Source organism: Acidovorax delafieldii, from assembly GCF_007993815.1.
Taxonomy (GTDB): Bacteria; Pseudomonadota; Gammaproteobacteria; order Burkholderiales; family Burkholderiaceae_C; genus Acidovorax; species Acidovorax delafieldii.
On the sequence record NZ_VJWE01000014.1, the window covers coordinates 122982 to 136614 of the forward strand.

Sequence of the window (13633 nt, forward strand, 5' to 3'; positions counted from 1 at the left end):
CAAGATTGAATTCTCTAAGTCCCGCTGCTTGACAGCGATTTCGGTCATACGCGTCTCGGATATGGACGCGTACTATCGGCCAAAAGCGGTCACCTATGCAGCCTGATGAAAATCATGTGTTTTCATTTCTAGAAAAATAATCTATATAGGTCATTAGGATATCTCTTGAGGATTTTCCCCGGAATTTCCTATCTCGCGTGTGAGTTCGCCTCCTCGGGCAATGAAATAGGCAATTTCGCGACTAGTGAAGACGGTCAGCTTCTCACTATTTTCCGCAATGAATTTTCCCAGTTTTCTAAAATAGTCAATTTCCATTTTTTTCTCATCCCGAAGTCTCCATACAAGCGAACTGTGACGAAAGAGACTGAACAAGTTATCGTTATGCTCAGTTCTTGAAAATTCTTTCCACAACACGGCCGTACATTGATCAAACAAATTCGGCAAAGTTTCGTTGTACAAATAATGATAGGCTTCAATCAACTTGTTTAGGTCGCGAACATCCATTGCATGCCCCTCGCCATCGTCAATCTGAGCAATTTGCAGCATTGCCCGCATAATATTATATTCATTACCAACGGCATTTCCATCAACGATTTCCTGAAGTATTTTTTTCTTTTCATTGGATTCCGTTGTACGTGTTGCACGGGCCAATGCTAACGTACTCGCTAGATTGTGATGCTTCTTCGTTCTTGCAGACATTTCCAGCTGAAGAAGCTTTCCATCTTTGTTTTTCTCTGTGTCGTCAATCGAAACATATATGGATTTTGCCTGCAGTCCCGAGGAAGTTTTTGTGGAAATATCCATGCACTCTTTTGCAGCATCCATCGCCTTATTTTTTTCCTCTAGGCGCTCGTAACACATTGCAAGATTTAAGAGATATTCTTGCCTTGAGGGGCCCGGAATAGATGTTTTTGACCCCATCAATTGCACATAAATATTCTTAGCCTTCTCCGCCTCGCCTGTCATTCGAAGTGCTTTTGCATACAGCCCATTTATAACCCAGAGATCTGAGACATCAACTTGGTAATCATCAAAGATAGGCATCAAATCACCACAGAGGGAAACTATATCGCTCCAGCGATCCCCCGACATTAGTGCCGCACAGAATGATCCAGCCAAATCGATTGCCTTTTTTTCTTCGGCCTTTCTTCTCCCCGCCAGTGCATTTCTAATATACCTCAACACTAAGACGGAAGCATTTCCAAGCCTCCATGCACCAAGATTTCTATCATCGAATTTGAAGCCTTTTTTTGATGATATTCCTTTTAATGACCAGTTATCTCCAAAATATAATGAAAAGGCTTTTGTATTTAATTTCTTTAGTTCCGTCGCGCTTAAAATGCTTGTTAAATAATCTCTGACCAGTCTTTTGACAACTAACGCACTACCCTCAGCCGCAACCTCACTTCCAACATTGGGAACCTCAACGGAGTCAACAAATGCCGATTCCACCAATATTATTGCGTGCTGCATGAAGAAGGGCGTTGCTCCATTAAATCTTTTTACCGAACTTAGCAATTCGCCTCGGGGAAATTGAGCAAGTGCTTTGAGAAGTTCGAATGATCTTTTGACGCTTGGATCTGGAGACATGCGCAATTCGTCTATGGCATCTACAAGTCCCTGAGGGGCTAAATCCGACGAACTCCGCTTACCCGCCACATCCGCGTCCAAACTTAAGAGCTCATTGGTCCCAGTGAACTGCAAATTTCGCAAAGCTGCGTCAATTCGAGACGGCAGTCCATCTGTGTGGCGATGCAACTTCGCTATCAAGGCTGCCTGCGAGCCTTGTCTAGCCCAAGCCGCGTGGGTTGAAACATATGTGGCCGTGTCTGCAAGATCTAGTGCCTGAAGTCTCACACACTTAATAGTGCTAGATGGCGGCTGTATTCTAGATTTCACAACTATGCGGAGGTTCGGACAATATTGAAGCAACATGGCGCACATTTGCTCAACATCACCTTGAAGTTTTTTCCCCTCTTTGTCTCGCCCCTCATTTAAAGGCACATCGGCAAGCAGCAATATGCAGTCGAGCTCTGCTGAGAGAAGGTCGAAAAATTTGGTAAATGAAACACCGATCTGCTCTTCGACAGCCACCCGAATATCGCTAGTTTCATAGCAAGCCTGCAAATCGAGTTGATAAACTGAAGCGGTGTCCAGGCGAGTTTTTATGAGAATAGATCTTAAAAATTCATCAGAACCCTGACCCCAATCAGCACTAATCCATACTGGATGGCGTTGTTCAAGGCTTGCAATACATATTGCCTGCTCAGTCTTCCTAACTCTAGCATGAGCAGCACTTTCAGGAAGAATTTTCCTTATGATTTGCAAAGCGCCAGATGAGTTTTCGGAATGGATTTTTTCACTTAAATTCACAGCTGCGTATTTTGAATCACCCGCAGTTGAATCGAAATCAAAATCAACAGCGCCGGTCTCATGGTCTATATTCATTTGAAAATTCGGAACGATTTTCAAAGTGCCATCTTGACCCTTAATAGCAATTCTAGGCCACTGCCTAAAACATTTTCTTGAATTATTCTCTTCAATCCTAAAAACAGAATAGCCATGCAGTCGAGATGTTCCATTAGCGATCTCTTCTAGACCAAAGAGGGATGCAGATTGAATAAACCGGCGCGATGCTGAACCGCCCTCTGAAGTGGATACTAGTGCAGTGTCATGCATATGACCAAACATATGAGCATCGAAGCGGTGCGGCAAATAAATCTCAGAGCGCCACTCCGACTGACTTCGATGACTCAGCCAGTCCAATGGGTGGTGGGTCACCAACACATTTGAGGAATTTTTTGCCGCCCACTCATCGGGCTGATTGTCAGTTACTGCAAGTAGTTGCCGTATATCAACATCCAGCTTACCCTTATAGTCGCCTCCGCGAAGTTGAAGCCATGCAGAGTTAAGCCCGACTAGGCCGATATGCCTTTCGCCCATCGGAACGCGCAGAGAGATATCTCCAGGCAGAAGTCCATGTTTGGCATCGCCGGTAGAAATTCCGATCTCTGCAAGGCCTTCAAACCAATTTTTATAATTTTCAAAAGCCTTTGCAATGCAATCAAAATACTGTGGTGGCTTCTTGCTCCAAAATGCCTCGCGCAACAAACCATCTTCTTCCCAATCTTTAAATGCACGCACAGAAGGGTCCATTGATTCCGGCCGTTGCAGATCATGGTTCCCGGGGATGGGAAAAAACAGAGGTTCGGATCCAAGAGACTTTAGCTCTGAAAATATTTTTTTCAGTATTTCATTTAGTCTTGAGTACTCTCCGCCAATTGCCTGCTGGACTAAGTCGCCAGAAAATATGACGACGTCCCAATTTCCTGTCTTGCCATGCAAGCGACGAATGTCTCTAAAAAATTCTGTCTCCAGTGTTGGCCACAACCAAGATTGCGAGTGCACCCCTACATGCAAATCACTAAGATGAAGAATATTAATGCCATTAGAAAAATTTTCTTTGCCCCCCATGCCGACTCCCTATTGCGAAATTATTGAAATTCGCTAATTAACTGACTATGATTTATCTCATCCCAGCATGAATATGCTGCCGGTAAAATTTTATAAATCGCTTGCGCTACCTCTAGCCACTGCATTTGCGCTGAACTGACTGCAGGGCAGAGGGCCGGTGATGCATTAACTACGCCACACGCCCCCGCAACCAAGCCACAACATCCCCCGTCACCTCATCCCGATTCGTCTCATTCAAGATCTCATGCCGCGCCGCCGGGTACAGCTTGACCGTCACATCGGCCACACCGGCATCCCGATACCGCTGCCCCAGTTGCTCCAATAAGACCCCGCCTGCGGCCAGCGGGTCCGCATCGCCGGATGCAATCAGGATGGGCAAGTCACTGCGGATGCGCGCGAGCAGCGCGGGATCGGCCAGCCGGGGCGCGGGTGCGAAGAGCGAGGGGATCACGTCGTCCGGCATGTCCCAGCCGCACCACGGGTCGGCCACGTAGGCATCGACCTCTGCGGCGTCGCGCGACAGCCATTCGTAGCCGGTGCGGTGCTCAAAGCCAGCGTTGAATGCCGCGAGCCCGGCGGGCGCGTCGGCCGGGGCGTTGGCCATGGCGGCGGCAAACAGGTCGAGGGCGGTGGAGCCTGACAGGATGACGCCGGACCAAGTGGAAGAGTGGTCGAGGATGGCCGCCTGCGCTGCGAACGAGCCCATGGAGTGGCCGAACAGGAAGAGCGGCAGGCCGGCGTGCTGCGCACGCAGCAGCGCGCCGAACTGGGCCACATCGGCAATGAGTCCGCTGAAACCAGCGCTGCCAAAGTCGCCCAGCTTGCCACCGGCGGTGCGCCCGTGGCCGCGATGGTCCACGGCGTGGACGATGAAGCCTGCGGCGTTCAGCGCCCGCGCAAAGCGGTCGTAGCGCTCGCCATGCTCGGCAAGGCCGTGGGAGATTTGAACGACGCCCACTGGTTGACCCGGGGTTTGGGCCCAGGTGTAGGTGGTGACCTGGGTGCCGTCTGCGTTGGACTTGAAGGAGGAGGTGGTGGTGCTCATCGTTTCATTCTGGCACGGGGTTTGGTTGCCACGCCACGATGAAATTGCCACTGGCGTGGCCGCCACCGCTTTCAGCGTGGCGCGCGGGCCGCCTGCAATGCTGCGCGAATTGCGCTGACCACGGCTTCGGGCTTCTCCAGCGGAATGCCGTGCCCACTGTCCACCCACACCTGGGTGGAGCCGGGGTAGAGGTGGGCGAAGTCGGCGCGTTTTTGGCGCACCTCTTCGGCCAGCGCAGATGACGCCCCCGGGGTTTGGAGTGCGCTGAGCACAAACACGGGCACAGCGGGATCAACCGGCAGGCTGACAACGCGCTGCCCCGTGGCGTCCAGCGCTGCCAACTCTTGTTTGACCACGTCAGAGGTGCCCAGGCGGAAGGCCACTTTCAGCCATGTCGGCCACAGGTCGGGGTTGCCAGCCCCGCGCATCTGCTCGGGGTGGGTGGAGTCCACCAACACCAGTGCCGCCACCTCTGCGGGGTATTGGCGCGCATACAGCTGCATGTACAGGCCGCCCAGCGAGTGGCCGACCAGCACATAGGGCGGCGGTAGCTGGCGGGCCCTGAGCAAGGCCCGCAGCTCTTGCACTACCTGCGCCCCATCGCGCGGCTGGGGGGACGCGTCGCTGCGGCCATAGCCCGCGCGGTTGTAGGCCAGCGCGCGGGTCTCTGCCACGGTGTCGGGCCAGACCTTGGTCCACCAGTCCAGCCGGGCGCCCAGCCCGTTCTCGAACACCACCACCGGGGTGCCCTGCCCTGCCTGCACGTATTCCACCGTGCGCCCGTCCACCGTGTCGGTGGTGGCGCCGGGCAAGCTGGCGCAACCGCTCAAGCAGACTGCCAGCAGCAAGCTGGCCCAGTGCCATCGGTTCATGGTCTCAAGTCCTTTGCATTCAGGTTCGTGGCCCGAAGGCCAAAGCAGCGCGGTGCCATTGAGAGCGGCTAACAAAACTCAGCGAAGCGGTTCTGGCCAGGCGCTGTGTCGCATGCAGTACGAGCAGTACGACAAGACACAGCAACGACGCCAGAAGAGTTTTGTTAGCCGCTCTTAGCAGCGCCCCGCCGTGCGCAGCAGCGCATTGCATTCCTTGGGCGCAGCGCGGCCCTGTGGCTGAGCGGCTGCTGCCGGCGCCTGGGCGCCACCATTGCTCGCGCCGCCCACCATGGCGGTGCAGACGGCGTCGGAATGGGGTGTCTGGCCGAAGCTCATGGCTTTCTGAAAGCCCGTTGCACCGTACAGATAGCACCGGTAGCTGGCGCCGTCACGGGTGTTGACGGTGTAGTTGATGCGGCCGCCGGTTTCCTCCTGCCGGTCGGTGATGGTGAACTGGCCTGCCGTGCGGCCAATGGCTTGCGCCGTGCGCTGCTCCAGGCCCGCCTGGTCGAGGGTGGACGCGCAGCCGGTGAGGAATGCCACGGCTGCGACAAGGCCAGCGGCGGAAGTGAGAGACAGGGGGTGGTTGCGATGGTTCATGGTGTGAGTGGCAGTGATGGGGGGTTGTGGGTGAGCGAGCGAAACAGTGTGTGCAACAAGATGGGTGATGACGGCAGGACCGCAGCAAATCGAATATCTGGGGACCCTTCTGCGGCGCGTGGGATGAACGCAGTGGACCGGCAGCACATCCGTGGGCAAAGCTCCGCCCGGCGGCCTTGTAAAGCCGCCAGCCTGTGTGAAGTGGGTGGGTAAAACTCAGCCCGGTTTGCGGGCCACGATGAAGGCGCGGATGTCCTTGCCGCGCGTGCCGTGCCGCTCGGTGCAGACGATTTGCAGGCCCTGCTGCACCATGGCCGAGCGGAGCCGCTGTTCGTCAAAGGACAACACCGGAGGGGCCTTGCCGATGGCGCGCATCAGGGGCACGGCCAGGTAGGGGATCAGCGGGTTCATCTCTGCGATGCAGGCGGTCTTGGAGATCAGGAGCCCACCCGGGCGCAGCACCTTCACCAGTTGCCTGAGCGCGTCGTCCAGATCGCTCATCAGGTGCAGCACATTGAAGGCAAGCACCGCGTCGTACACCTCTGGCCCTGGGGCCATGGCCTCTGCGTCGGCCACGGCGAAGCGTAAGGCGGCAGAGGGTTGCGCGGCCAGCCGCTGGTGGGCGATGGTGATCATCTGCGACGACACATCGGTGGCCAGCAGGCTGCGGGTGAATGGCGCCAGCCGCAGCGCCGTGCTGCCGGTGCCGCAGCCAATCTCCAGCACGTCATGCTGGGGCGACAGCAGGCCTTGCACGCGCTGCAAGGTGGCCTCGTACCCTGCCAGGTCGGCAATGGGGTCGGCGGCGTACTTGGGTGCAATGCGGTCCCAGAAGCGCGCTTTGGCTGACGCAGCCGGCGGGGTGGCGGCGGAGGGCAATGCGCGGGAGACGGGAGCAATGGCAGAAGACGACATGGTGTGCAAACCGGGTGAAGTGCTGAAGCAGCGAGGTACAGAGGCAGTTTGTGGAGGTAGGTCCAATGAGCAACACCCAGATGCTATCCATGCATTGAAGCTCAGGAAACTGCGGTAAATTGCAGTGAACATATACGTTTACGCATGGATAACCTCGACTGGAACCAACTGAAGGCGTTTTTGCAAACGGCGCAGACCGGCTCGCTGTCGGCCGCCGCGCGCAAGCTGGGCCTGACCCAGCCCACCCTGAGCCGGCAGGTGGCGGCCATTGAGCAGCAGATGGGCGTGACGCTGTTCGAGCGCGTGGGCAAATCCATGGTGCTCACGCCCACCGGGCTGGACCTGCTGGAACACGCCCGCGCCATGGGCACTGCTGCAGAGGCCCTGGGCCTGGCCGCCAGCGGGCGGTCAGAGGCGGTGGGGGGCGTGGTGTCGGTGTCAGCCACCGATGTAGTGGCGACGCACTTGCTACCCCCGATCTTGCAACGCCTGCGGGCACAGGAGCCAGGCATTGCCGTGGAAGTCATTGCCTCCAACGCGCTCAGCGACCTGCTGCGCCGCGAGGCCGACATTGCCATCCGCCACGTTCAGCCCGAGCAGCCCGAGCTGATCGCGCGGCTGGTGCGCGAGGCCCGGGCTTGCTTTTACGCGTCGGAGAGCTGGGTGCAGGCCCACGGCCACCCGCGCAGCGCGGAGGACGCTGTGAATGCGGAGTTTGTGGGTTCAGACCGCAACGGCCAGTACCTTGCGTATCTGCGTCAGTACGGTTTGAGCCTGAGCGAAGACAACTTCACCTGCTACGCCGACCACACCGCGGCCCACTGGGCGCTGGTGCGCCAGGGCATGGGCATCGGCGCCATGATGGACGAGATCGCCCGCGAAACGCCGGGCATCGTCCGCGTGCTGGACGAAGTGGCGCCGGTGCGTTTTCCCGTCTGGCTGGTGTCGCACCGAGAGCTACGCACATCACGGCGGATTCGATTGGTGTTTGAGGCGCTGGCCGAGGGGCTGGCGTTAGATCGCTGAACGCCCGCACCAAGTGGTCGTGGAGGGCTTGCATGACAAGGGTGAAGGGATGAAAGGGCCACCGCAGCGCAAGGTGAAAGCAGGCGCACTACCCTCGCGTCACCACCTGAACACACTGACCATGACCACACCGCGCGCCGCCGACTTGCCGAGCACCCACCCGAGCGCGCCGCTGGACGCCGCGACCGTGGGCGAGATCATCCAGATGGCGCTGAGCGACCACGTGAGCTTTGCGCAGATCCGCGCCGTCCACGGCCTGCACCATGATCAAGTCAAGGTACTGATGCGCACGCACCTGGCGCCGGGCAGCTACAAGGCGTGGCGCAAGCGGGTGAGGGAGTTTGGAGAGCGCCGGGAGAACTACAAGTAGGCGGTGGGCAAGCGCCGCCCAGCACCTGTTCAGCACCCGTTCAGCCTGGTACCGGCAACATGGCGGCAAGGGTCAAGGCGGCATCTGACCCCGACCCTTCTCCACCTCTAGCCGCTGCAGGAACCACCATGAACACCGACCTCAAGAACTTTGTGCTCCCCATCGCCCGGGCCGTGTCCGCCACGCTGTTTTTTGTGTTCAGCGTGGCCTTTCTCTCGGTCCCTTACAGCCTGGAGCAAGACCCCAGCGATGCGCAGCAACTGACGCACCCAGTGGCCCCACGCCACATGACCTGAGCATGGGTGCCTGCGCAACGCATGAGGGCTCAGTGCAGGCCCATCAAGCGGGCAAATCCAGGCGGGCCCAGGCGGCCATCACATCCGGCTGCTTCTTGATCCAGTCGGCAGACATCATGTTGGCGCCCCAGTGGTGGATACGCGCCACGCCCTCCCCCATGTTCCACAGGTGCCTCAATTGCACGAAGAGCGGCAGGGCGGCGAGGTCAGCATCGGTGACATGGCCGCCGCCTGCGCGGTAGCCAGCCAGGTACTGCTGCCAACGCTTCAGCAAGGCTTCGTCGGGCTCCATGGGGGCCTTGCGGGGCAGGTTCGACCACAGCCACACACACAGGTCATAAGCCAGGAACCCCGGCCCGGCGTCGTCAAAGTCGAAGAAGGCGGCCCGGCGCACTCCCTCGGCATCGGTGTACACATGGTTGTTGAAGCCATGGGTGTCGCCGTGGCACATCACACGGGTCAAGGTGCTTTCAACATCCGCCAGCTCACCCAGAAGGCGGTGGATCAGTTCGCGGTAGGCATCCAGCACGGTGGGGGCCAGCTCGGGATGGGCGGCAAGGTAGTCCAGCGTGCGGCCCGCCAGATGGTGGCCGTCCAGCACGTAGAGGCTTGCGGGGCCGGTGTAGCTTTGCGCGGCGCTGTGAATCTGGGCCAGCGTGGCGCCGGTCAGGTGCAGGTCTTCGGGGGTATCGGGCACAGCGCCTTCGCAGTGGCGGAACAGGACCAGCACACGAGGGCCCTCCGGGAACGAAAGGATCACGCTGGTCGTGCCGTTCGCAGCCAACACCGGAGAGGCCACACCCACGCCCTGCGACTCCAAGTGGGCCAACAATGCCAGCTCAAAATCCACGTTGAACGGACCGCGCGGTCGGATGGCGCAGAGCCTTGCCACGTAGCGGCTGCCGTCCGCTGTTCGCACAGCGTAGTTGTCATTGAGGTTGCGGCGGATCAGGTAGCACTGCTGCACGGGCAGGCCGTAGTGGCGCTCTACCCACTGCGCCACAGACGCGGCTGCGGCCGTGGTGTGGGAGGCAACCAGTGTTGTGTCGGGCGATGGGGTTGAATGCATGCGGCATTCTGCATGCAAGCAATACGGCGGTCGCGCACGGACAGTGGCACATGGCATGCCTTTGAGCAAAAGGCCCGACAGCGCTTACTGCTGGTACGCAAGCAGTATCAAAACCATAGCACCGCGCGCCACGCTTACCAGGGGAGTGGCGCGCCACTGTAGGCGTAGAAGCTGCCCGTCTCCTCGGGCGCGAGTCCATCCAGCACCCGCAGCATGTCGCCCGCTGCATCCGCCGCCGGGCGGCCTATTTCTGCGCCATTGAAAGGGGCCGACAACGCCGAGTTAACGGTGCCCGGGTGCAGCGCCACCAGCACGGCCTGCGGGTGGGTGCGGGCCACTTCGATGGACGCCGTTTTGACCAGCATGTTGAGCGCGGCCTTGCTGGCGCGGTAGCTGTACCAGCCGCCCAGGCGGTTGTCGCCAATGCTGCCCACCTTGGCCGAGAGCACGACCAGCAGGCCACGGCCCTGCTTGGGCAACAGCGGTGCAAAGTGGGCCAGCACCAGCGCGGGGCCCAAGGTGTTGATGCGGAAGGTGGCTTCCATCTGCGCGTAGTTCAACTGGCCCAGGCGCTTTTCAGGCATGCCGTGGGGCCCGTGCAGCAGGCCTGCGGCGTGGATGATGCAGTGCCACGGCCCCTGGGCCTTGAGCTGGTGGGCGGCGGCGGCAATGGTGGCTTCGTCATCCAGATCGACCGCTGGACTGGTGTGGCGGCCCAGGCCCACGGCCAGGGCGCAGCGCGGATCGGCCTGCAGGTGGGCGAGGAAGGCACTGCCGATGGCGCCGGTGGAGCCGATGACCAGGGCGCGGTAGCCATCAGGCAGCGACTGCAAAGAAGTGAACGACGTTGCGGTGGGTTGTGCTTGAGACATGGCGCGGTCCTGCGGTGAGGGTGTCGTGGGGTGGTTCGGCAAGCGGGCTACAGCGCATCCAGCCGCGTGCGCAGGCTGGCCGCATGCTCGCGCAGCGCATCGAGCTGCGGGCCCTGCATCTTCTGCAACTGGCGGAACACCATGCCAAGGCGGAAGTTGTTGCCCAGCGTGCCTTCGTTGCGCGCAAAAAAGTCCCAGTACAGCGCGTTGTAAGGGCAGGCCCGCTCACTCACTTTTTGCTTCTTGTCGTAGTGACAGCCGCTGCAGTAGTCGCTCATGCGGTCGATGTAGGCAGCGCTACTCACATAGGGTTTGGTGGCCAGCAGGCCGCCGTCGGCAAACTGGCTCATGCCCACGGTGTTGGGCACTTCTACCCATTCAAAGGCGTCGATATACACACCCAGGTACCAGCGGTGCACGGCGGCAGGGTCGAGCCCCGCCAGCAGCGCAAAGTTGCCGATGACCATGAGGCGCTGGATGTGGTGGGCGTACGCATGCTCCAGCGACTGGCCCACGGCGTGCTGCATGCAGCGCATGCGGGTGTTGCCCGTCCAGAACCACTCCGGCAGCGGCGTGCTGTGGCCCAGGGCGTTGCGCTCGTCGTAACCGGGCATGTGGGCCCAGTAGATGCCGCGAACATATTCACGCCAGCCAAGGATCTGGCGGACAAAGCCCTCCACCGCAGGCAGGGGCGCAGCGCCTGCGTGGTACGCGGCCTGGGCGCGCTGCACCACCTCGTGTGGGCGCAGCATTTTGGTGTTGAGCGCAAAAGACAGCAGGGAGTGAAAGAGCCGCGCGCTCTTTGTGCTCATGGCGTCTTCATACGCGCCAAAGTGCGGCAGCGTGGTGGTGATGAAGTGATCGAGCCACGCCAGTGCCTCGGCCCGGTTCAGCGGCCAGCGCAGCGCGCGGGCCTGCGGGTTGCCAAAGCTTTGCACGCCCGCGGCCTGGATGGTGGCCCACAGGGCGCTGTGGTCGTGCGTGGGGCGCGCGTCGGGCGGCAATTCGGGCGTGCCGGGCCAAGGCTTGCGGTTGTCGTGGTCGTAGTTCCATTGGCCGCCTTCAGGCTCTCCGGCTTCATCGATCAGCACGCTGTGGCGCTGGCGCATGCGGCGGTAGAAGTGCTCCATGAGCCATTGCTTACGGCCTTGGAACACCTCGGCCATTTCGGTGCGGGTGGTGTAGAAGTGCTCGCTGCTGACGGCCTGCACGGCAAAGGCTTGCTTTGCGCCCCAGGTGCGCAGTTGCTCGTCCAGCCGCCATTCGTCGGGGTGCTGGTATTGCAGCGTGTGCGCACCGTAGTGGGCCATGAGGGCGGCCAGGTTGTCGGGCATCGACTGGCGGTTGCTGGCGTCGTCAATCGCCACATAGCGCACGCGGTGCCCGGCCTCGCGCAGGTGGCGGGCCAGGTCGCGCATGCCGGCAAAGATGGCGAGGATTTTTTGCGCGTGGTGCAGCACGTAGTCGGTCTCTTGCCGCACTTCCATCAGCACGTAGACCACGCCTTCGTCCGGCGTGGCAAACCATGAATGCTCGGGGTTGAGCTGGTCGCCCAGCAGCAGGCGAAGCGTGTGGGCACGCTGTGGGGTAGAGGGTTGTGGCGTGCTCATGCCGTGCCCCATAGGCGGCGGTAGCTGCCGTCGGCATCGTGGTCTTGCGCCTGCTTGGTGGGGTTGAAGCGCCGCCCCCCGCGCGGGTCGGTGCCGCGCCCGGCGATGTAGAGCCAGTTGGCCTGGTTGCTGTACACGTCGTAGTCCACCAGTTGCGATTCAAACCACGCAGCACCCGCGCGCCAGTCGCTGTGCAAGTCGTAGATGAGGTAGCTGGCCACCACCTGGCGCAGGCGGTTGCTGAGGTAGCCGGTCGCAGCCAGCTCGCGCATGGCGGCATCGACCAGGGGCTGGCCCGTATCGCCCCGGCACCAGCGATCAAAACCGCGCGGGTTGTGCGGGGCGGGCGGCAGTTCTGACAGCCCGCGCGCCCGGTACAGCGCTGCACCGTATTGCAGGTGCAGCAGCCGGAAGTAATCGCGCCACAGCAGCTCAAACCACAGCCAGTAGGTGCCGTCATTGGCGCCGTGGTCGCGCTCGAAATTTTTCAGATCGGCATAGATCTGGCGCGGAGACAGCGCGCCCGTAGCCAACCAGGGCGAGAACTTGCTGGAGTAATGAAGCCCCGTGAGCCCGTTGCGCGTGTCCTTGTAGCTGTGGGGCAACTTGCGGGCCAGGTACTGCGCCAGGTGGGCCAGCGCAGCGGCCTCGCTGCCATCACAGGCAGCGGTGCCGTAGGGGAAGGACGAGCGGGCATCGCTGCCCTGCGGCGGCGCGGGTTGCAGGATGGCTGCGGTGCCCTGCTCTGCCCCTAAGGCCTGCCGCACATGCGCGGGCACATCGGGTGGCGGCGGCAGTTTGGTCGGTAACGGCAATGGTGCGGCGGGGGCGATGCCCGCGCGCTCTACCTTCTGGCGAAAGCTGGTGAACACGCCGGGCAACTGGTCCACCGGCCAGGGCATACGCGCCGGAGGCAGCAAGCTGCTGTGCCACACGGTACGCACCTGCAAGCCAGCGGCGCGCAGTGCGGCCACCTCGGCCTGTTCGTAGGGGGCGGCAATGTCTTCACACACCACGGTGGTGGCACCCACGGCCTGGGCCAGTTGGGGCAAGGCGGTGGCAGGCGGTGCCTGGCAGATGAGCAGTGGGTTGCCCAGCGCGCTCGTTTGTTGATGCAGCCCGCGCAGCGCAGCGGCGGTGAAGGCGCGGCGGTGCGCGCCCACGCGGGCAAACCCCCACGGTGCGGATTCATCAGGCGCAGGCAGGCACACCACGGGTAGCAGGTGGGTGGCACCGCTGGTGAGGGCTGAACGCAGCGCGGGTTGGTCGTGCAGGCGCAGGTCGTTACGAAACCAGAACAGCACGGTGCTCATGCAGCGCCCTCCCCTGAGGCCTTGTCAGTGCGTTTGCGTTCGCTGCGGCAGCGGTCGGAGCAGTACTTCACCTCGTCCCATACCTTCTCCCACTTCTTGCGCCAGGTGAAGGGTAGGCCGCAGTGTTGGCAGGTCTTTTGCGGAAGGTCGGATTTTTTGCGCATGCGCATG

The 13633-nt window shown here is 60.4% G+C and carries 13 protein-coding genes; 3 read left to right on the forward strand and 10 right to left on the reverse strand.

The window, feature by feature from the left end; translation table 11 throughout:
- Window positions 1-153: 153 nt before the first annotated feature.
- The 5 genes from ATF69_RS14565 to ATF69_RS14585 form a co-directional block, all read right to left on the reverse strand.
- On the reverse strand, window positions 154-3474 hold the full coding sequence (locus tag ATF69_RS14565; RefSeq protein WP_146871400.1) for a metallophosphoesterase: 3321 nt from the start codon (window positions 3472-3474) through the stop codon (window positions 154-156).
- Between the two features lie 169 nt (window positions 3475-3643).
- Complete coding sequence (locus tag ATF69_RS14570) at window positions 3644-4519, reverse strand: alpha/beta hydrolase (protein ID WP_146871401.1); 876 nt, start codon at window positions 4517-4519, stop codon at window positions 3644-3646.
- 71 nt (window positions 4520-4590) lie between these two features.
- Complete coding sequence (locus ATF69_RS14575; protein ID WP_146871402.1) at window positions 4591-5391, reverse strand: alpha/beta fold hydrolase; 801 nt, start codon at window positions 5389-5391, stop codon at window positions 4591-4593.
- A 174-nt stretch (window positions 5392-5565) separates the two neighbouring features.
- Entirely contained in the window at window positions 5566-5991 is a 426-nt protein-coding gene (locus ATF69_RS14580; RefSeq protein WP_146871403.1) for a hypothetical protein, read from the reverse strand.
- A gap of 216 nt (window positions 5992-6207) precedes the next feature.
- The gene (locus tag ATF69_RS14585; RefSeq protein ID WP_146871404.1) at window positions 6208-6906 is read right to left on the reverse strand and encodes a class I SAM-dependent methyltransferase; all 699 of its coding nucleotides are present in this window, start codon (window positions 6904-6906) and stop codon (window positions 6208-6210) included.
- 144 nt (window positions 6907-7050) lie between these two features.
- Here ATF69_RS14585 and ATF69_RS14590 point away from each other — a divergent pair, with 144 nt between their 5' ends.
- The 3 genes from ATF69_RS14590 (at window position 7051) to ATF69_RS23110 (ending at window position 8598) form a co-directional block, all read left to right on the forward strand.
- A complete protein-coding gene (locus tag ATF69_RS14590; RefSeq protein ID WP_146871405.1) occupies window positions 7051-7932 on the forward strand; it encodes a LysR family transcriptional regulator in 882 nt (293 codons plus the stop codon).
- A 121-nt stretch (window positions 7933-8053) separates the two neighbouring features.
- Complete coding sequence (locus ATF69_RS14595) at window positions 8054-8302, forward strand: DUF2805 domain-containing protein (RefSeq protein WP_208758733.1); 249 nt, start codon at window positions 8054-8056, stop codon at window positions 8300-8302.
- A 128-nt stretch (window positions 8303-8430) separates the two neighbouring features.
- Window positions 8431-8598 carry a hypothetical protein gene (locus ATF69_RS23110; RefSeq protein ID WP_156379521.1) on the forward strand — a complete coding sequence of 56 codons (168 nt, stop codon included), beginning with the start codon at window positions 8431-8433 and terminating at the stop codon, window positions 8596-8598.
- 43 nt (window positions 8599-8641) lie between these two features.
- On the opposite strand, the gene ATF69_RS14600 is transcribed toward ATF69_RS23110, so the two are convergent.
- From ATF69_RS14600 to ATF69_RS14620, 5 genes are all read right to left on the reverse strand, one after another.
- Window positions 8642-9667: a phosphotransferase enzyme family protein gene (locus ATF69_RS14600; protein ID WP_146871406.1), complete on the reverse strand. Its 1026-nt coding sequence runs from the start codon at window positions 9665-9667 to the stop codon at window positions 8642-8644.
- A 134-nt stretch (window positions 9668-9801) separates the two neighbouring features.
- The gene (locus ATF69_RS14605) at window positions 9802-10539 is read right to left on the reverse strand and encodes an SDR family NAD(P)-dependent oxidoreductase (protein WP_146871407.1); all 738 of its coding nucleotides are present in this window, start codon (window positions 10537-10539) and stop codon (window positions 9802-9804) included.
- Window positions 10540-10586: 47 nt separating this feature from the next.
- Complete coding sequence (locus ATF69_RS14610; protein WP_146871408.1) at window positions 10587-12149, reverse strand: cryptochrome/photolyase family protein; 1563 nt, start codon at window positions 12147-12149, stop codon at window positions 10587-10589.
- A complete protein-coding gene (locus ATF69_RS14615) occupies window positions 12146-13462 on the reverse strand; it encodes a DASH family cryptochrome (protein WP_146871409.1) in 1317 nt (438 codons plus the stop codon). The genes ATF69_RS14610 and ATF69_RS14615 overlap by 4 nt, the downstream gene beginning before the upstream one ends.
- A complete protein-coding gene (locus ATF69_RS14620; protein ID WP_146871410.1) occupies window positions 13459-13632 on the reverse strand; it encodes a DUF2256 domain-containing protein in 174 nt (57 codons plus the stop codon). Before ATF69_RS14620 ends, ATF69_RS14615 begins: the two co-directional genes overlap by 4 nt.
- Window position 13633 lies beyond the last annotated feature (1 nt).

Excerpts from the sequence above, each read along its gene's own strand:
- ATF69_RS14565 (WP_146871400.1), bottom strand. The coding sequence starts at position 3,474 with ATGGGGGGCAAAGAAAATTTTTCTAATGGCATTAATATTCTTCATCTT.
- ATF69_RS14570 (WP_146871401.1), bottom strand. The coding sequence starts at position 4,519 with ATGAGCACCACCACCTCCTCCTTCAAGTCCAACGCAGACGGCACCCAG.
- ATF69_RS14575 (WP_146871402.1), bottom strand. The coding sequence starts at position 5,391 with ATGAACCGATGGCACTGGGCCAGCTTGCTGCTGGCAGTCTGCTTGAGC.
- ATF69_RS14580 (WP_146871403.1), bottom strand. The coding sequence starts at position 5,991 with ATGAACCATCGCAACCACCCCCTGTCTCTCACTTCCGCCGCTGGCCTT.
- ATF69_RS14585 (WP_146871404.1), bottom strand. The coding sequence starts at position 6,906 with ATGTCGTCTTCTGCCATTGCTCCCGTCTCCCGCGCATTGCCCTCCGCC.
- ATF69_RS14590 (WP_146871405.1), top strand. The coding sequence starts at position 7,051 with ATGGATAACCTCGACTGGAACCAACTGAAGGCGTTTTTGCAAACGGCG.
- ATF69_RS14595 (WP_208758733.1), top strand. The coding sequence starts at position 8,054 with ATGACCACACCGCGCGCCGCCGACTTGCCGAGCACCCACCCGAGCGCG.
- ATF69_RS23110 (WP_156379521.1), top strand. The coding sequence starts at position 8,431 with ATGAACACCGACCTCAAGAACTTTGTGCTCCCCATCGCCCGGGCCGTG.
- ATF69_RS14600 (WP_146871406.1), bottom strand. The coding sequence starts at position 9,667 with ATGCATTCAACCCCATCGCCCGACACAACACTGGTTGCCTCCCACACC.
- ATF69_RS14605 (WP_146871407.1), bottom strand. The coding sequence starts at position 10,539 with ATGTCTCAAGCACAACCCACCGCAACGTCGTTCACTTCTTTGCAGTCG.
- ATF69_RS14610 (WP_146871408.1), bottom strand. The coding sequence starts at position 12,149 with ATGAGCACGCCACAACCCTCTACCCCACAGCGTGCCCACACGCTTCGC.
- ATF69_RS14615 (WP_146871409.1), bottom strand. The coding sequence starts at position 13,462 with ATGAGCACCGTGCTGTTCTGGTTTCGTAACGACCTGCGCCTGCACGAC.
- ATF69_RS14620 (WP_146871410.1), bottom strand. The coding sequence starts at position 13,632 with ATGCGCATGCGCAAAAAATCCGACCTTCCGCAAAAGACCTGCCAACAC.